General features: G+C 58.8%; 15 protein-coding genes. 7 read left to right on the plus strand and 8 right to left on the minus strand.

The features are described from left to right. The first annotated feature begins 188 nt into the window (after positions 1–188). The gene (locus tag ACQY47_RS10325; protein WP_017138269.1) at positions 189–1,229 is read left to right on the plus strand and encodes an NADP(H)-dependent aldo-keto reductase; all 1,041 of its coding nucleotides are present in this window, start codon (positions 189–191) and stop codon (positions 1,227–1,229) included. A 131-nt stretch (positions 1,230–1,360) separates the two neighbouring features. Here ACQY47_RS10325 and ACQY47_RS10330 read toward each other — a convergent pair whose 3' ends face one another. Beyond that, positions 1,361–2,497, minus strand: a complete 1,137-nt coding sequence (locus ACQY47_RS10330) for an acyl-CoA dehydrogenase family protein (RefSeq protein WP_428557045.1) — start codon at positions 2,495–2,497, stop codon at positions 1,361–1,363. A gap of 220 nt (positions 2,498–2,717) precedes the next feature. Between ACQY47_RS10330 and ACQY47_RS10335 the strand changes: the two genes are divergently transcribed. Next, positions 2,718–3,638 carry a GlxA family transcriptional regulator gene (locus ACQY47_RS10335; protein WP_169986983.1) on the plus strand — a complete coding sequence of 307 codons (921 nt, stop codon included), beginning with the start codon at positions 2,718–2,720 and terminating at the stop codon, positions 3,636–3,638. On the opposite strand, the gene ACQY47_RS10340 is transcribed toward ACQY47_RS10335, so the two are convergent. The 4 genes from ACQY47_RS10340 to ACQY47_RS10355 form a co-directional block, all read right to left on the minus strand. Continuing rightward, a complete protein-coding gene (locus ACQY47_RS10340; protein ID WP_428557046.1) occupies positions 3,577–4,491 on the minus strand; it encodes a hypothetical protein in 915 nt (304 codons plus the stop codon). The two genes, ACQY47_RS10335 and ACQY47_RS10340, sit on opposite strands and share 62 nt — an antisense overlap. Before the next feature lie 33 nt (positions 4,492–4,524). Continuing rightward, positions 4,525–5,619, minus strand: coding sequence for a cell division protein ZapE (gene zapE, locus ACQY47_RS10345; protein ID WP_428557047.1), 1,095 nt, complete (start codon positions 5,617–5,619; stop codon positions 4,525–4,527). Between the two features lie 79 nt (positions 5,620–5,698). Then, positions 5,699–7,054 (minus strand): tryptophan--tRNA ligase, encoded by a 1,356-nt coding sequence (locus ACQY47_RS10350; protein WP_428557048.1) that lies wholly within the window; start codon positions 7,052–7,054, stop codon positions 5,699–5,701. A 24-nt stretch (positions 7,055–7,078) separates the two neighbouring features. Continuing rightward, positions 7,079–7,708: an alpha/beta hydrolase gene (locus ACQY47_RS10355; RefSeq protein WP_428557049.1), complete on the minus strand. Its 630-nt coding sequence runs from the start codon at positions 7,706–7,708 to the stop codon at positions 7,079–7,081. 147 nt (positions 7,709–7,855) lie between these two features. Between ACQY47_RS10355 and ACQY47_RS10360 the strand changes: the two genes are divergently transcribed. Next, positions 7,856–8,293: a YhcB family protein gene (locus ACQY47_RS10360; protein WP_017138275.1), complete on the plus strand. Its 438-nt coding sequence runs from the start codon at positions 7,856–7,858 to the stop codon at positions 8,291–8,293. A 193-nt stretch (positions 8,294–8,486) separates the two neighbouring features. Here ACQY47_RS10360 and ACQY47_RS10365 read toward each other — a convergent pair whose 3' ends face one another. The 3 genes from ACQY47_RS10365 to ACQY47_RS10375 form a co-directional block, all read right to left on the minus strand. Beyond that, positions 8,487–10,211, minus strand: coding sequence for an ABC transporter ATP-binding protein/permease (locus tag ACQY47_RS10365; protein ID WP_428557050.1), 1,725 nt, complete (start codon positions 10,209–10,211; stop codon positions 8,487–8,489). 99 nt (positions 10,212–10,310) lie between these two features. Next, entirely contained in the window at positions 10,311–10,871 is a 561-nt protein-coding gene (locus ACQY47_RS10370) for a response regulator transcription factor (RefSeq protein WP_003171731.1), read from the minus strand. Beyond that, positions 10,864–12,126 carry an ATP-binding protein gene (locus tag ACQY47_RS10375; RefSeq protein ID WP_017138277.1) on the minus strand — a complete coding sequence of 421 codons (1,263 nt, stop codon included), beginning with the start codon at positions 12,124–12,126 and terminating at the stop codon, positions 10,864–10,866. The genes ACQY47_RS10370 and ACQY47_RS10375 overlap by 8 nt, the downstream gene beginning before the upstream one ends. Before the next feature lie 205 nt (positions 12,127–12,331). On the opposite strand from ACQY47_RS10375, the gene ACQY47_RS10380 reads away from it, so the two are divergent. The 4 genes from ACQY47_RS10380 to ACQY47_RS10395 all read left to right on the plus strand — a co-directional run bounded on the left by ACQY47_RS10380 (position 12,332) and on the right by ACQY47_RS10395 (position 18,537). After that, positions 12,332–13,048, plus strand: coding sequence for an SIMPL domain-containing protein (locus ACQY47_RS10380; RefSeq protein ID WP_428557051.1), 717 nt, complete (start codon positions 12,332–12,334; stop codon positions 13,046–13,048). 91 nt (positions 13,049–13,139) lie between these two features. Continuing rightward, the gene (locus tag ACQY47_RS10385; RefSeq protein ID WP_428557052.1) at positions 13,140–14,741 is read left to right on the plus strand and encodes an ABC transporter substrate-binding protein; all 1,602 of its coding nucleotides are present in this window, start codon (positions 13,140–13,142) and stop codon (positions 14,739–14,741) included. A 258-nt stretch (positions 14,742–14,999) separates the two neighbouring features. Continuing rightward, the gene (locus ACQY47_RS10390) at positions 15,000–16,628 is read left to right on the plus strand and encodes an ABC transporter substrate-binding protein (protein WP_428557053.1); all 1,629 of its coding nucleotides are present in this window, start codon (positions 15,000–15,002) and stop codon (positions 16,626–16,628) included. Positions 16,629–16,992: 364 nt separating this feature from the next. Beyond that, a complete protein-coding gene (locus ACQY47_RS10395) occupies positions 16,993–18,537 on the plus strand; it encodes an ABC transporter substrate-binding protein (protein ID WP_370589437.1) in 1,545 nt (514 codons plus the stop codon). Positions 18,538–18,562: the final 25 nt, after the last annotated feature.

Genomic DNA, 18,562 nt, shown 5'->3' on the forward strand with positions numbered 1-18,562 from the left:
TACTTTGACAAGTCAAAGGCAGCCGGATACAGACGCTATCGGGGGCTCGGGTCGGCGCGTCCGTTCAACGGCAAGATTCTTCGGCAGGCGGCGCATCACTTCCACTGCAGAAAGAGGTGGGCAATTATGCAGATTGCGAAAAAAAATTCAACCTGCTTTTATGATTGTTTTCCCCGAAGGAGTACCCGATGGATTATCGACAGCTGGGCCGCACCGATCTGAACGTAAGCGCGATCGCCTTGGGCACCATGACTTGGGGTGAGCAGAACAGCGAGGCAGAGGCCTTCGCACAGATCGAACGGGCCAAGGCCGCAGGGATCAACTTCCTCGACACCGCAGAAATGTACCCGGTGCCGCCCAAGGCCGACACCTATGCCACCACCGAGCGTTATATCGGTAATTACTTCAAGAGCCGCGGCGACCGTGCCGACTGGATCCTCGCCAGCAAGATCGCCGGCCCCGGCAATACCATCGACTACATCCGCGACGGCCACCTGCGCCACAACCGCAAGCACATCGTCGACGCCCTGGATGCCAGCCTCAAGCGCCTGCAAACCGACTGGATCGACCTCTACCAGTTGCACTGGCCGGAGCGCAGCACCAACTTCTTTGGCCAACTGAGCTACAAGCACAAGGACGAAGACGACCTGACCCCGCTGGAAGAAACCCTCGAGGCGCTGGACGAGCAGGTAAAAGCCGGCAAGATCCGCCACATCGGCCTGTCCAACGAAACCCCGTGGGGCACCATGAAGTTCCTGGCCCTGGCCGAAGCCCGTGGCTGGACCCGCGCCGTGTCGATCCAGAACCCCTACAACCTGCTCAACCGCAGCTTTGAAGTGGGTTTGGCGGAAGTGGCTATTCGCGAGCAATGCGGCTTGCTGGCCTATTCGCCGCTGGCATTCGGCATGCTCAGCGGCAAATACGAAAATGGCGCACGCCCGGCCAAGGCGCGCCTCACCGAGTACAGCCGTTTCAGCCGCTACTTCAACCCGCAGTCGGAAGCCGCGTGCAGCCGTTATGTGGCCCTGGCGCGGGAACATGGCCTGGACCCGGCGCAGATGGCGCTGGCATTTGTGACGCAACAGCCGTTTGTGACCAGTAATATTATTGGGGCCACGAGCCTGGAGCAGCTGGACAGCAACATTGCCAGTGCTGATTTGAAGCTGTCCAAGGAAGTGCTGGAAGGGATTGAGGCGATTCAGAAGGATCATCCGAATCCTGCGCCTTGATTGATCTTTAGATAGCTATCGCAGGCAAGCCAGCTCCCACACTTTGAACTGTGAACACAGTCAAATGTGGGAGCTGGCTTGTCGGGTCGCCGCATCGCTGCGATGGGGCCTCAAGCAGCACCACAGGACCATCAAAGCGCCCGCGCAATAATCTCCTTCATGATCTCATTGGTCCCCGCATAAATGCGCTGCACCCGCGCATCTGCCCAAGCCCGCGCAATCGGGTATTCCCACATAAAGCCGTAGCCACCGTGCAACTGCACGCACTCGTCGAGCACCTTGCATTGCAGGTCCGTGGCCCAGTACTTGGCCATCGCGGCAGTGGGCACATCAAGCTTGCCTTCCAGGTGCAGCGCCATGCATTTGTCGACAAACACGCGGCCGATCTGAATCTCGGTGGCCATCTCCGCCAGTTTGAATCGAGTGTTCTGAAAGTCGGCAATCGCCTTGCCGAACGCCTTGCGCTCGCGGGTGTAGTCCAGGGTCCACTGCAGCGCGGCTTCGGCGGATGACAGCGCGCCAATCGCCACCGTCAGGCGCTCCTGAGGCAGTTCTTGCATCAAGTAGGCGAAGCCCATGCCTGCCTGGCCCAGCAGGTTACCCTTGGGCACGCGTACATCCTGAAAGAACAGTTCCGAGGTGTCCTGGGCCTTCATGCCGACCTTCTCCAGGCGCTTGCCCTTGTCGAAGCCCGGCGTATCGGCTTCCACCAGAAACAGGCTGGTGCCCTTGGCGCCGGCCTTGGGGTCGGTCTTGGCCACGACAATGACCAGCTCGGCGAGGTAGCCGTTGGTGATGAAGGTTTTGGAGCCGTTGATCACATACTCATCGCCGTCCAACACGGCGGTGGTCTTGACGCCCTGCAAGTCAGAGCCGGCGCCCGGTTCGGTCATCGCAATGGCCGTGACCATCTCGCCGGAAATCAATTTGGGCAGGTACTTTTGCTTCAGCGCCTCACTGCCGTAATGCAGGATGTACGGCGCGACGATGTCCGAATGCAGGGAAAAGCCAATGCCGGTAAGGCCCAGGCGGCTGATCTCTTCGATCACCACCGCGCTGTACAAAAAGTCCGCGCCCAGCCCGCCATATTCTTCCGGCAGGTGGGAGCACAGCATCCCCGCCTCCCCCGCCTTGCTCCACAGGTTACGGTCGATGTAACCCTGCTTTTCCCACTCTCCGTGGAACGGCGCGGCGTGTTTTTCGAGGAAGGTACGCACGCTCTCGCGGAAGAGTTCGTGCTCCGAGCTGAACAAGGTTCTGGGGATCATGGGTCACCTGCGTGGATTGTCGGACAAAGACCAGCCCACAGAGCCTATGCCGCGAAGGCGTCACAGGACACTGGACACATGCGACAAAAAATAAGACGATCCAGCCGTCTGGTGACCACTTTCCCCTATAAGAATAAATGAAATTATGTCTAACCAAATCTCCACGCCCTTGCGGCGCGTCAGCATTTTGGCCATTGATCGGGTATTCGCTTCCACCCTCATGCAAGCCAAGGATTTCTTCCACCTCGCCAGCCTGCGTTACGGCAAGCAGCAAGGCCTGGGCCTGACCCCGGCATTTGAAACACGCCTGGTCAGCCCCGACGGGCAATCGGTACGCAGCTTCAGCGATGTGATCATGCCGGTGGACGGCGGCCTGGAAAACGCCGACATCATCGTGTTGCCGGCCTTCTGGGACGACTTCGACGCGCTGTGCACCCGTTACCCGCAAGTACTGCCCTGGCTGCGCGAGCAACATGCACGTGGCGCGGTGTTGTGCGGTGAAGCCACCGGGGTGTTCTGGCTCGCCGAAGCCGGGTTGCTCGATGGCAAGGAGGCGACCACTTACTGGCGCTTCTTCAACGCCTTCAGCGAGCGTTTCCCCAAGGTACAGCTCAACCAGGACAAGCACCTCACCGACGCCGACAACCTGTACTGCGCCGGCGGCACTACCTCAGCGTGCGACCTTTACATCTACCTGATCGAACGCTTCTGCGGCGCCAACATTGCCCAGGCCGTGGCCCGCGACATTCTTTACGAAGTGCAGCGCAGCTACGCGCCAGGGCGCATCGGTTTTGGCGGGCAGAAGCTGCACCAGGACGTGATCATCCTGCAGATCCAGCACTGGCTCGAAGAGCACTTTGCCGACAAGTTCCGCTTCGAAGACGTCGCCCGGGAACACGGCATGAGCATCCGTAACTTCATGCGCCGCTTCCAGACGGCCACCGGCGACAAGCCGCTGCATTACCTGCAAAGGCTGCGCATCGAGACGGCCAAAGGCCTGCTTTCAGGCAGCCGCAAGAGCATCAAGACCATCAGCTATGAAGTGGGATACGACGATGCGAGCTTCTTCGCGCGGCTGTTCAGGCAGCACACCGAGCTGTCGCCGAACCAGTATCGCCAGCAGTTCCAGCAAGCCGCCTGACCCAAAGTAAACACAAACCCATGTGGGAGCTGGCTTGCCTGCGATGGCGGTGGATCAGTGAGTACATTTGTTCCTGAACCACCGCCATCGCGGGCAAGCCCGGCTCCCACATTTGATCTCCATTGTTATGGAGAACACCCATAAAAAAGGCCTGCATCACTGCAGACCGCGTAAGCCAAGGTAACCACAAACCCATGTGGGAGCTGGCTTGCCTGCGATAGCGGTGGATCAGTGAGTACATTTGTTCCTGAACCACCGCCATCGCGGGCAAGCCCGGCTCCCACATTTGATCTCCATTGTTATGGAGAACACCCATAAAAAAGGCCTGCATCACTGCAGACCGCGTAAGCCAAGGTAAACACAAACCCATGTGGGAGCTGGCTTGCCTGCGATAGCGGTGGATCAGTGAGTACATTTGTTCCTGAACCACCGCCATCGCGGGCAAGCCCGGCTCCCACATTTGATCTCCATTGTTATGGAGAACACCCATAAAAAAGGCCTGCATCACTGCAGACCGCGTAAGCCAAGGTAACCACAAACCCATGTGGGAGCTGGCTTGCCTGCGATGGCGGTGTATCAGTGAGTACATTTGTTCCTGACCCACCGCCATCGCGGGCAAGCCCGGCTCCCACATTTGATCTCCATTGTTATGGAGAACACCCATAAAAAAGGCCTGCATCACTGCAGACCGCGTAAGCCAAGGTAACCACAAACCCATGTGGGAGCTGGCTTGCCTGCGATAGCGGTGTATCAGTGAGTACATTTGTTCCTGAACCACCGCCATCGCGGGCAAGCCCAGCTCCCACAGGTGATCTCCATTGTTATGGAGAACACCCATAAAAAAGGCCTGCATCACTGCAGGCCTTGGTCATTTCATGCACATCGCTTACGGCTTGTGCCCACGCGACAGGAACTCGTGGGATTGCATTTCCAGCAAGCGGCTCAGGGTGCGCTGGAATTCGAAGTTCAAGCGACCGCCCGTGTAGAGGTCCTTGAGCTCGACTTCGGCCGAGATGATCAGCTTGACGTTACGGTCGTAGAATTCGTCGACCATGTTGATGAACCGGCGCGCAATGTCGTCCGTGGTGACGCTCATTTGCTCCACACCGCTCAAGATCACCGCGTGGAAGATCTTGCCCAGCTCGATGTAGTCGTTCTGGCTACGCGGGCCGTCGCAGAGCTGGCGGAACTCGAACCAGGCCACGTCATCGCAGGTACGCAGGGCGATGATTTCGCGGTTCTCGATTATCAGCTTGTCGTTTTCCACCGCCTGGGTGCATTCCGGCGTCAGCGCGCGGAAGCTCTTTTTCAGGCTTTCATGCGCCGCTTCGTTCAGCGGGAAGTGGAACAGCTCGGCCTGCTCAAGGTGACGCAAACGGTAGTCGACGCCGCTGTCGACGTTGACGATTTCGGTGTTCTGCTTGATCAGCGCGATGGCCGGCAGGAAACGTGCGCGTTGCAGGCCGTCCTTGTACAAGCCATCGGGAACGATGTTCGAGGTCGCGACCAGGGTCACGCCATTCTTGAACAGCTCTTCCATCAAGGTGCCGAGGATCATGGCATCGGTGATGTCGGAGACGAAGAACTCATCGAAGCAGATCACCCTTGCCTCTTCGGAGAAGCGCTTGGCGATGATGGTCAGCGGGTTTTTCTCGCCCGGCAGGGTCTTCATCTCTTCGTGTACACGCTTCATGAAGCGGTGGAAGTGCGTACGGACCTTTTCCTTGAACGGCAGCGCTTCGAAGAAGGTGTCGACCAGATAAGTCTTGCCGCGGCCCACGCCACCCCAGAAATACAGGCCTTTGACCGGCGTGTGGTCTTTCTTGCCAAACAGCTTGCTGAACATCCCTGGCTTGTTGTGCGAGGCCGCGACCAGGTCGTCGTACAGGCGCTGCAAATGACGCACCGCATTTTCCTGGGCCGCGTCATGGAAGAACTCAGGGCGTTTCAGATCAGCTTGATATCGTTCTAGGGGCGTCATAATTTCGTTAGCAAGGCAACAAAAACGGGCCGTCACTGTAACGACGGCCCTGGATAATGGCAATCAACCCTTGGTCGGGTTAATCCTCGATGGGGGTCAACGCAACGCGCAAGGCGGCGATGGCAGCATCACGCAACGTTTCGTCGGCAAATTCAGCGCTGTCGGCCACGGCAGCACCGTCCAGCCATACGCTGAAGCCTGTGGCCTCATTGCGCACATCCAGCGCGTCGCCGCTTTGCAGTTGCTTGGTCACTGCGCCCGCCGCTTTGCCGTCGGCAAAGTTGCGCGACAACAGCAATTGCTCGCCATCGGCCGACAGCAGGCGGAAGCGGAAGCTGCCGTCGTCTTCACGGAAGCTCACGAAGCGCGCAGCCTTCGCGGCTTTCTTCTTGGCCGCCACCGGCGCGGCGGCCCGGTTGACGAACGAGCGCAGGCCCACGGCTTCACGCAGCTCGGCAAGGAACGGCGCGGCCACGGCGCGGGCTTTCTTGGCGCCGATCAGCAGCAGGTCTTCCATGTCCGAGGGGCGCGACATCAACTGATGGTAACGCTCACGCGGCTCGCTCAGTTGGCTGTCGAGCAGTTGGAACAGGCGGCTCTTCGCCTCGCCCCAGCCCAGGCCTTGCAGCAGATCGGCGCGGAACTCTTGTTCCTGAGCCTTGCTGGCAAACGCCTGGAACAAGGTGAACAGATGCGAATTGTCCGGGTCCTTGGCTTCGCCGGGTGCACGCGAGTCGGTGACGATCCGCGAGATCGCGTCTTTCATGTCCTTGGCGCTGGTGAACAACGGGATGGTGTTGTCGTAGCTCTTGGACATCTTGCGGCCATCGAGGCCCGGCAAGGTGGCGACGCTTTCTTCGATCAACGCCTCAGGCATGGTGAAGAATTCTTTACCGTTGCCGAACAGGTGGTTGAAACGCTGGCCGATGTCGCGGGCCATTTCCACGTGCTGGATCTGGTCACGGCCGACCGGCACCTTGTGCGCGTTGAACATCAGGATGTCCGCCGCCATCAGCACCGGGTAGCTGTACAGGCCCATGCTGATGCCCGCGTCCGGGTCTTCGCCGGCTTCAACGTTCTTGTCCACCGAGGCCTTGTAGGCGTGGGCGCGGTTGAGCAGGCCCTTGGCGGCAACACAGGTCAGCAGCCAGGTCAGTTCTGGGATTTCCGGGATGTCGGACTGGCGATAGAAGGTCACCCGGTTCACATCCAGGCCACCGGCCAGCCAGGTCGCGGCGATTTCCATGCGCGAGCGCTGGATGCGCTGCGGGTCATCGCACTTGATCAGGGCGTGGTAGTCGGCCAGGAAGTAGAAGGAATCGGCATTCGCGTCCTGGCTGGCGAGGATCGCAGGGCGGATCGCACCGGCGTAGTTGCCCAGGTGCGGCGTGCCGGTGGTGGTGATGCCGGTGAGGATACGGGTACGAGTCGTCATGGGTAATCGCTTATCAGACTGCTATCAATTCGAGAGGCGCGGCAGCACCAGATCCTTGAGGTCGGTGAGCTTGCCATGAAAAAAGTGTCCGCATTCTGCCACTTTCAGCAGCTCATGGGGGCGTTTCAGGGCGGCGGACCAGTCGTACACGGTCTGTGGGTCGACCACTTCGTCGGTTTCCGGCTGGATCAGGGTTAACGGGCAGCCTTGGGGCAGCACGTCGCTATCGCGCAGGCGCATCACCGCAGCGGCAACCATGAACAGGTGCGCAAGCTTTTCGCCCTTGGCTTCCAGGCGGCCACCGAGGCTGGCCGCGACGTAGCCGCCGAAGGAAAAGCCGAGCAAGGTGATCGGCAGGTTGGGGTGCTTTTCCCGCAGCCAGGTGGCGGCCGCCTCGGCATCATCCACCTCACCGGTGGCCATGTCGTGAGTACCGGCGCTCGAGCCGACGCCACGGTAATTGAAACGTAAAGTAATCAAACCAGCATCGCGGGCAGTGCGTTGCAGGGTCGAAACGACTTTATTGAGCATGGTCCCGCCTTGCACCGGGTTAGGGTGGCAGATCAGCGCCAGGCCACGTGGCTCGGGGTGATCCAGGTACAAGGCTTCCAATTGGCCCACCGGGCCAGCGATCAAAACGGGGGTTTCACGCATGAGCAAGGAATGAACTCCGTGACCTCTCAAAGGGTCGACTCGTCTAGCTAAAAGTCTGTGCATGGCATCATTGCGAGCTTAATCGCGGTATACAGCGCAGGTTTGAGCCGTTAACGTAAAGCAAAGCCGTTTATAGAGGAAGGACTCGTGGAACACTCGCTCTTAGTTTGGTTGTTGCCGACTCTTGCCCTGGTTGCCGGTGTCGCCATTGGATTCCTGGTTGCCCGCCTGCTGCCGAATGCCGCGCCTAACCGCACGCAGCGTCAGCTGGATGACATTCAGGAACGTTTTGACAGTTATCAGAACGAGGTTGTTACCCACTTCAACAGCACCGCGACCCTGGTCAAGAAGCTCACCCAGAGCTACCAGGAAGTACAGGATCATCTCGCCGATGGCGCCAACCGCCTCGCCCTCGACGACATCACCCGCCAGCGCCTGCTGGCCGCGTTGCATTCCGATGCACCGCAAGCCCCACGGGAGCGCCTGACGCCACCGCGGGAAAACCAGGAGCCACCACGGGACTACGCGCCAAAAACGCCGAACGCCCCAGGCATGCTGGATGAGCATTACGGTTTGAAGAAGTAAGTTTTTTCAAACACTAAAAAGCCCGGTTGATCGATGATCAGCCGGGCTTTTTTGTGGGCCTCAATCAAGCAGGCGACACCGGTCAACTGTGGGAGCTGGCTTGCCTGCGATAGCGGTGTATCAGCAAAGCTTCCATTGCCTGACACACCGCCATCGCGGGCAAGCCCGACTCCCACATTGACCGCGTAAGACCTTAAGCCGGTTGTTGCTCCTGCAACAGCCCGCCTTCAATCCGCACATGCCGCCCATGAAAACGCTTGAGGCTGCTGCGATGGCCGACACTGACGATGCTCAGGCCCGGCAGTTCATCGATCAGCGCTTGATACAGGTTCGCTTCATCCTCTTCATCCATCGCCGAGGTGGCTTCGTCCATGTACAGCCACTGCGGCGCGAACAATAAGGCACGCGCAAAGGCCAGACGTTGCTGCTCACCGGGCGAGAGCATGCGTTGCCAATGGTTGGCCTCATCCAGACGGCTGACCAGATGCGGCAAGCGGCAAGTTTCCAGGACCTGTGCATAACGTTCGGCCGGGTAGGTGCTGTCGTCTTGTGGATAACTCAACACGGCCTTCAGGCTGCCAATCGGCAAGTAAGGCTTTTGCGGCAGGAACAGATAACGCGCCGCCGGCAGGCAAATGCTGCCGTGGCCCGCCGGCCACAAGTTGCCCATGGCGCGCAGCAACGTACTTTTACCGCTACCGGAACGCCCACTGAGCATCACGCGCTGGCCAGGCTCTACCGTCATGTCGGCGTCGGTGAGCAGGTGGCGGCCGTCGGCCAGGTCCATGCCCAGGTCTTTGACCACCAGTTGCTCGCCTTGCGGGCGCACATCGATGGCCGGAGCACGTTGTTCGTTGCGGCTCATGGCCTCATGAAAACTCAGCAGACGGTCACTGCTGGCACGCCAGCTGGCGAGGTCGGAGTAAGCGGTGATAAACCAACTGAAGTTGCCCTGCACATTGCCGAACGCCGAGTTGATTTGCATCAGCTCGCCCAGTTCGATCTTGCCGGCGAAATAGCGCGGTGCCGCCACGATAAATGCAAAGACAACCGCGATCTGCTCATAGCCTGCGGTGAAGAATGTCAGGCGCTTGGACACCTTCATGATGTCCCAATAGTTGTGCCAGACCTTGCCGAACCGCGCACTCAAACGTTGATTCTCGTTTGACTCGCCATTGTACAAAGCAATGCTTTCGGCATTTTCCCGCACGCGCACCATGGAGAAACGCAAGTCTGCTTCGAACCGTTGCTGCTGGTTGCTAAGGCCGATCAAACGACGGCCGATCAGGTGCGTCAGCCAACTGCCGACGGCGGCATACAGCAATGCGCACCAGAACATGTAGCCGGGGATGGTGATACCGAAGACTTCGATGCTGCCCGACACGCCCCACAAGATAATCGAGAACGACACCAGACTGACCACATTGCGCAGCAGGCCCAAACCCAGAGCTAATGTGTTCAAGGTAAAGCTATTGAGGTCTTCGGAAATCCGCTGGTCCGGGTTATCGGTGTAGCCGCCCTGCTCCAACTGGTAGTAGTTCTTGTTGTTAAGCCAGCGTGCAAAGTGCTTTTCGGTGAGCCACGCGCGCCAGCGAATGGTCAACATCTGGGTCAGATAGAGGCGGTAGACCGCGCCGAGAATAGCCACTGCAGCGATGCCGCAGAAATAGATGATCTGTTGCCAGAAGGCCGCAGTGTCCTTTTTTTCCAGGGCGTTGTAGAAATCCTTGTACCAGTGGTTAAGCCACACGGAAATCGCCACGCTGAACAGCGTCAGACCAATCACCACAGCCAGCAACAACCAGGCCTTGCCCTTCTCTTCACTGCGCCAATACGGTGTGATCATCGCCCAGGTTCGGCGCAAGAATTGCCCACGCACCGCGTCGTTGACCGCGGAATACTCAGCGTTCTGATTCATCGTTCAGGCTCTGTAAGAAAATGTGACAGGCGTTTGAACCGATCATAGACGATCGGTTCAGCGCGCTGTGCAGCCTGAAGCAGATTGTTCAGACTTTGTTCAGCGCCGTACAGGACGCTTCTGCAGCTTGCGTTGCAGGGTGCGACGGTGCATGCCCAGGGCACGGGCAGTGGCGGAGATATTGCCTTCGTGTTCGGTGAGCACGCGCTGGATGTGTTCCCACTGCAGGCGGTCCACCGACATCGGGTTTTCCGGCACCAGGGTGTCGAGGTCGGCGTGCTCGGAGAGCAAGGCAGCCAGCACGTCGTCGGCATCCGCCGGCTTGCACAGGTAGTTGCAGGCGCCGCGCTTGATGGCCTCGACGGCGGTGGCGATGCTGGAGTAACCGGTGAGGATCACCACGCGCATTTCCGGGTCGAGCTCCAGCAGCTTGGGCAGCAGCACCAGGCCGGAGTCGCCATCCATTTTCAGGTCGAGCGCGGCGTAGTCCGGCAGGTCGGCCTGGGCGATGGTCAGGCCTTCTTCAGCCGAACCTGCGGTGCTCACGCGAAAGCCACGACGGCTCATGGCGCGCGCCATCACGCGGGTAAAGGTGGCGTCGTCATCTACCAGCAACAGGTGCGGCAGTTCTTCGCCTTCGACTTGGATCTCGTCACTCATCGATATCTCCTCGTGCGACACGGGGCAGGCGCAGCTCGGTGAGCGTGCCACCTTCCTCATGACTATAGAGCTTCACTGAGCCGCCCGCGCGGGTCACGCTGGCCTTGCTCAAAAACAGGCCGAGGCCGAAGCCTTTGCCCTTGGTGGTAAAGAAGGGTTTGCCGATCTGTTCGGCAATGGCCAGCGGCACGCCCGCGCCGTGGTCACGAATGCTGATGGTGACGTTTTCGGCGTCCCAGTCCAACTGCACGCCCAAGCCTTCGGGGCAAGCGTCGGCGGCGTTGTTCAGCAGGTTGAGCAAGGCCTGGGTCAGGTCCGGCGGCGGCGCCATGCGCGGCACACTGCCCTGCCCTAATAGATGAAAACGGTAACTGGCTTCGGGGCGCATCAGGTGCCAGCGATTCAGGGCTTCGTCGAGCCACTGGGTCACGTCCTGCATCTCCACCGCCAGGCGGCGATTGGCTTCGGCGGCGCGCACCAGTTGCTGCAAGGTCTGCTTGCATTGTTTGACCTGTTCGCGCAGCACGCCGAGATCTTCTTGCAACACCGGGTCGTGATGGTCCTGGGTCATTTCGTTAAGCAGCACGCTCATGGTCGCCAGCGGCGTGCCCAACTCGTGGGCGGCACCCGCGGCCTGGGTGGCGACGGCCAGCAATTGCTGATCGCGCAGGCCTTCTTCGCGGCGTATGGCGCGCAGTTCTTCCTGACGGCGCAGTTCTTCGGCCATGCGTGCAGCGAAGAACGTGATCACTGCAGCAGACAGCGCAAAGCTCAGCCACATCCCGTAGATCTGCAGGTTTTCGCGAGCGATGGGAAAGGTTTGCAACGGATAGAACTGCGCCAGCAGCAAGGTATAGAGCGTCAGCGCAATACCCGACAGCACTACCGAATAGCGCCATGGCAAGGTCACGGCGGCGATGGTCAGTGGCACCAGGTAGTAAGAAACAAACGGGTTGGTGGAACCACCAGAGAAATAAAGCAACACACTGTGGATAAACAGATCGCAGGCCAACTGGAGTGCGTATTCCAGCTCGGTCACAGGCCACGTGGTACGCAGGCGGATGGCCGTGAACGCGCACAGCACAGTGGAAAACGCCAGGGTCACACCCAGTTGCAGCCACGGCAGCGGCAGTAGGTCGAACCAATAGGCAAGCCCGACGGAGCCGGCCTGTGCGGCCAGTACCAGGGTGCGGATGAACGTCAGGCGCCAGAGGTTCTGGCGTGTGGCGGAAGTCAGTTTTACGGCGGCGAGCATGAGCTCTCCCGGTGAGCGCTGCAGGCGGATCGGCACGAGTATAAACGAAGCAGACCCGCTGGCACGGCGCGTGTGGCTCTTTGACGCAGGCCGGCCAAACGACCGTTCGTCGGCGCCATCACAACTTGTAGCGAATGTGTAAACCCGAAGAACCCGATGCCACCGTCTACAGTCATACCCGATACGAACACCTTAAGGAGCTTCCATGTCTCGTTTCACTCGCAGTGCAGCTGTTATCACCCTGGGCGTCGCCACCCTTGCCAGCCTCCCCGCTTTGGCAGCCGAAGGGCTGAACTACAACCAGATTTCCCTGCGCGCCGAGGTCAGCCAGGAGGTTGCCCGCGACAAGATGATCGTCACGCTGTACACCGAATCGCAAAATGCTGACCCGGCCAAGCTTGCTGCCGAAATCACCAACACCATGAACAAGGCGTTGGGCCAGGCACGTGAAGTCAAAGCCGTAACCCTGCGCCAAGGCAGCCGCAACAGCTACCCGATCTACGACAGCAAGAACCAGAAGATCACCGGTTGGCGCGAACGCGCCGAACTGCGTCTGGAAAGCGCCGACTTCCCGGCACTGTCCAAACTCACTGGCGAGCTGTTGAACACCCTGAAAATGGAAAACATGGACTTCGCCATCGCCGACACCACGCGCAAGGCCAGCGAAGATGCGTTGCTCAAGGATGCGGTCGCCGCGTTCAAGGCCCGTGCCCAGCTCGCAACTGACGCGTTGGGTGGCAAGGGCTACAAGATCGTCAACCTGAACTTCAACACCAATGGTTACCCGATGCCTTACGCCCGCAATGGCGGGATGATGATGAAGGCGGCCATGGCGGATTCGGCGCCAACGCCAGAAGTAGAAGCCGGCACCAGTCAAGTCAACATGAGCGCTGATGGGGTGATTGAAGTACAGATGCAGTGACCCCTACCTGACAACCCTGAACGGCGGTAACCTCGGTGACCGCCGTTTTCGTTTGGGCAGCTTTTATATGCCTGCCACTTCAGGGGTCTCCATGGAAAGAATCACCTTAAAACCGTTGCTCCTTGCCGCCGGCCTCCTGGCCTTGATGCCGACCGCTCAGGCGGCGACTACCCTGGTCTACTGCTCCGAAGCCAGCCCCGCCGGCTTCGACCCCAGCCAGTACACCAGCGGCACCGACTTCGATGCCTCAGCCGAAACCGTCTTTAACCGCCTGACCCAGTTCAAGCGCGGTGGCACCGAGGTAGAACCTGGCCTTGCAACAAGCTGGGAGGTCTCCAAAGACGGCCTGACCTACACCTTCCACCTGCGCGATGGCGTCAAATTCCACACCACCGACTACTTCACCCCTACCCGCGACTTCAATGCGGATGATGTGCTGTTCACGTTCAATCGCCTGCTGGATGCCGACAGCCCGTTTCGCAAGGCTTACCCGTCCGAGTCGCCCTACTTCACTGACATGGGCCTGAACACCACGATCAAAACCGTCGAGAAACTCGACGAGCACACCGTGCAGTTCAACCTGAACAATGTCGATGCCTCGTTCGTACAGAACCTGGCCATGAGCTTCGCTTCGGTGCAATCAGCCGAGTACGCCGCTCAGTTGCTCAAAGAAGGCAAAGCCGAAGAGATCAACCAGAAGCCGGTGGGTACAGGCCCGTTTGTGTTCAAGCGCTACCAGAAAGATTCGCAGATTCGCTACGTGGCCAATAAGCAGTATTGGAAGCCCGAGGATGTGAAGCTCGACAATCTGGTATTCGCCATCACCCCGGACGCCGCCGCGCGCCTGCAGAAACTCAAGGCCGGTGAATGCCAGGTCAGCGGTTACCCGCGTCCGTCCGACATTGAAATAATGAAACAAGACCCCAACCTGCGCGTGCTGCAACAGGCCGGTTTCAACTTGGGTTTCCTGGCCTACAACGTGACGCATCCGCCGCTGGACCAGCTCAAAGTGCGCCAGGCGCTGGACATGGCCATCGATAAGCCGGCAATTATCAAGGCTGTTTACCAAAGCGCCGGACAATTGGCGCAGAACGCACTGCCACCGGCGCAGTGGTCTTATGACCCCACTATCAAGGATGCGCCCTACGATCCGACCAAGGCCCGGGCGCTACTAAAAGAAGCAGGGGTTGCACCAGGTACCACCATCAATTTGTGGGCCATGACGGTACAGCGCGCTTCAAACCCCAACGCACGCATGTCGGCACAAATGATCCAGCAGGATTGGGCGAAGGTCGGTATCAAGGCCAACATAATCAGCTACGAATGGGGCGAATACATCAAGCGCGCCAAAAATGGCGAGCATGACGCCATGATTTATGGCTGGACCGGCGACAACGGCGACCCGGATAACTGGCTCGGCGTGCTCTACAGTTGTGCCGCCGTCAAGGGCAGTAACTACGCCAAATGGTGTAACCCGGCCTACGACAAGCTGGTGCAACAAGCCAAGGCCAGCAACGACCGCGAGCAACGCATCAAGTGGTATCAACAGGCGCAAAAAATACTTAAGGAACAAGTACCTATAACGCCTATTGCGAACTCGACGGTTTTCCAGCCACTGCGTAAGGAAGTGCAAAACTTCAAGATCAGCCCGTTTGGGCTTACGCCGTTCTATGGTGTCAGTCTAGATAAGTAACATCACCGCCCCAACCGAGTGCGCCAGACGCTTCGGTTGGGCCTTTTTGGTGCGCGCAATGCACCGAAAAAACCCTCTATATATATGCATTTATGTACAAACTTTCATAAATGCGACATTCCTGTACGTTCGTACCACAGTTTGCCTCTCGCAACGGTTCAGCATCTTGCAATGGGTATGGCCCCTGCATAAGTATCCGCAGGCCGACTCACGAGGTCGCCCTCACCACCAAAAATGACAACAAATCATGAGGCCAACATGCTTAAACACGCAGTCCTTCCGCTTTTAGTGAGTGCTGGCCTTATGGCCGCAGCTCCATTCGCCCAAGCGGCGACTAACCTGGTGTTCTGCTCCGAAGGGAGCCCGGCCGGTTTCGACCCAGGCCAGTACACCACCGGAACAGACTTCGATGCCTCGGCCGAAACCATGTTCAACCGTCTGACCCAGTTCGAACGCGGCGGCACTGCTGTGATTCCTGGGCTGGCCACCAGCTGGGACGTTTCCCCGGATGGCCTGACGTACACCTTCCACCTGCGTGATGGCGTGAAGTTCCACACCACCTCGTACTTCAAGCCGACCCGTACCTTCAATGCTGATGACGTGCTGTTCACGTTCAACCGCATGATCAATAAGGACGACCCGTTCCGCAAAGCCTACCCCACCGAGTTCCCGTACTTCACGGACATGGGGATGGACACCAACATCAAGAACATCGAGAAAGTCGATGACCACACCGTCAAGTTCACCCTTGGCACTGTGGACGCCGCTTTCATCCAGAACCTGGCGATGAGCTTCGCGTCGATCCAGTCGGCTGAATACGCCGCCCAACTGTTGAAAGAAGGCAAGGCACAGGACATCAACCAGAAGCCAATCGGCACTGGCCCGTTCGTGTTCAAGAGCTACCAGAAAGACTCCAACATCCGTTACACCGGCAACAAGGATTACTGGAAGCCTGAAGACGTGAAGATCGACAACCTGATCTTCGCCATCACCACTGACCCGTCGGTGCGTATCCAGAAGCTGAAGAAAAACGAATGCCAGGTGACCCTGTTCCCGCGTCCAGCCGACCTCAAGGCGCTGGGTGAAGACAAGGACCTGAAACTGCCGCACCAGGCCGGTTTCAACCTGGGCTACATCGCTTACAACGTTATGCCGGTGCTCAAGGGCCAGACCGCCGCCAACCCACTGTCTGACCTGCGTGTACGTGAAGCGCTGGACATGTCGGTGAACAAGCAGCAGATCATCGACTCCGTGTACCAGGGCGCAGGCCAACTGGCCGTCAACGCCATGCCGCCGACCCAGTGGTCCTACGACACCACCATCAAGGATGCCCCGTATGATGTGACCAAAGCCAAGGCTTTGCTCAAGGAAGCGGGCGTCAAGGAAGGCACCGAAATCACCCTGTGGGCCATGCCGGTTCAACGTCCGTACAACCCGAACGCCAAGCTGATGGCCGAGATGCTGCAGAACGACTGGAAACAGATCGGCCTGAAGGTCAACATTGTCAGCTACGAGTGGGGCGAGTACATCAAGCGTTCCAAAGGCGGCGAGAACCAGGCCATGATCATTGGCTGGAGCGGTGACAATGGTGACCCGGACAACTGGCTGAACGTGCTGTTCGGCTGCGACTCGCTGTCCGGTAACAACTTCTCCAAATGGTGCGACAAGAAATTCGACGGCATCGTCAAAGAAGCCAAAGCCACATCGGATGTCGCCAAACGCACCGAGCTGTACAAGCAGGCGCAACATATCCTCAAAGATGCAGTCCCGATGACACCTATCGCGCACTCGACGGTGTATCAACCCATGCGCAACACCGTGCAGGACTTCAAGATCAGCCCGTTTGGCTTGAACTCCTTCTACGGCGTTAGCGTAAGCGGCAAGTAAGGCTCAGTAGCGGCGACGTTTCATAACGTCGCCGTTATTGCATCCGCCCAGACCGTAGGAAACAGACCACATCCGCAACATTGCCGTCCTACAGCAATGAACTGCGGCATGTGCATCCGTTGCCTACAAGGTCAATCCGTTTTGGCGCATTTACTGCAAGCTCCGCGACCCATACCGTCGTAGGACAGCAGAGGCTCCAACCTAGGAAAGGCACTTGCTGTATGTGGGATCAGTGATGTCGCCCAGGCCTGACGCCTGGGTGATTGTTCGCTGGTGACAACAACAAACAAGGATCGGGATCGTCATGCGCCATACCACTGTTCTATCCGCAATTTTTGGCACCAGCCTGCTGGCTGTGGCCACGATGGGCCAAGCCGCCGAAAAGAAGAGCCTGGTGTTCTGCTCTGAAGGCAGCCCGGCCGGGTTCGACACCGCGCAGTACACCACCGCCACCGACAACGACGCGGCGGAGCCCTTGTACAACCGCCTGGTTGAATTCGAAAAAGGCGCGACTGACGTGGTGCCTGGGCTGGCAACCAAGTGGGATATTTCCGAAGACGGCCTGACTTACACCTTTCACCTGCGTGAAGGGGTGAAGTTCCACAGCAACAAGGAATTCAAGCCGACGCGCGACTTCAACGCCGACGACGTGCTGTTCACCTTCAACCGCATGCTTGACCCTGAATACCCGTTTCGCAAGGCCTACCCCACCGAGTTTCCATACTTCAACGGGATGAGCCTGAACAAGAACATCGCCAAGGTCGAGAAGACCGGCCCTTACACCGTGGTGATGACCCTGAACACGGTTGATGCCGCGTTTGTGCAAAACATCGCCATGAGCTTTGCCTCGATCCTGTCGGCCGAGTACGCCGAACAGTTGCTTAAACAAGGCAAACCCAGCGACATCAACCAGAAGCCGATCGGCACTGGCCCGTTCGTATTCCAGCGCTACCAGAAAGACTCGCAGATCCGTTATGTGGGCAACAAGCAGTACTGGGACCCGAGCCGCGTCAAGCTGGACCAACTGATTTTCGCCATCAACACCGACGCCTCGGTGCGGGTGCAGAAGCTCAAGGCTGGCGAGTGCCAGGTGACCCTGCACCCGCGCCCCGCTGACGTCGACGCGCTCAAGGCCGATCCAAACCTGCAACTGTTGACCAAGCCAGGTTTCAACCTCGGCTACATCGCCTACAACGTGCGCCACAAACCTTTCGACCAGCTCGAAGTGCGCCAGGCGCTGGACATGGCGGTGAACAAGCAAAGTATCCTCAATGCCGTGTACCAGGGCGCGGGCCAACTGGCGGTCAACGCCATGCCGCCGACCCAGTGGTCCTACGACGACAGCATCAAGGACGCCGCCTACAACCCGGAAAAAGCCAAGCAACTGCTCAAGGCCGCCGGCGTTAAAGAAGGCACCGAGATCACCCTGTGGGCCATGCCGGTGCAGCGCCCGTACAACCCCAACGCCAAGCTGATGGCCGAAATGCTGCAAAGCGATTGGGCCAAGATCGGCCTCAAGGTCAAGATCGTCAGCTACGAATGGGGCGAGTACATCAAGCGCACCAAAAACGGCGAGCACGATATCAGCCTGATCGGCTGGACCGGCGACAACGGTGACCCGGACAACTGGCTGGGCACCCTCTACAGCTGCGACGCCATCGGCGGGAACAACTACTCCATGTGGTGTGACCCGGCGTACGACAAGCTGATCAAGCAAGCCAAGGTCGTGACCGACCGCGAACAAAGGACTGTTCTGTACAAACAGGCGCAGCAATTGCTTAAACAGCAAGTGCCGATCACGCCAGTCGCCCACTCGACGGTCAACCAGCCGTTAAGCGCCAAAGTCGAAGGTTTCAAAGTCAGCCCCTTCGGCCGCAACGTGTTCTCGGGCGTCAGTTTCAACCCATAAGAAAATAACCGGATGGTGCGGAGCC

The sequence above is a fragment of the Pseudomonas edaphica genome, from assembly GCF_965277385.1.
Lineage (GTDB): Bacteria > Pseudomonadota > Gammaproteobacteria > Pseudomonadales > Pseudomonadaceae > Aquipseudomonas > Aquipseudomonas edaphica.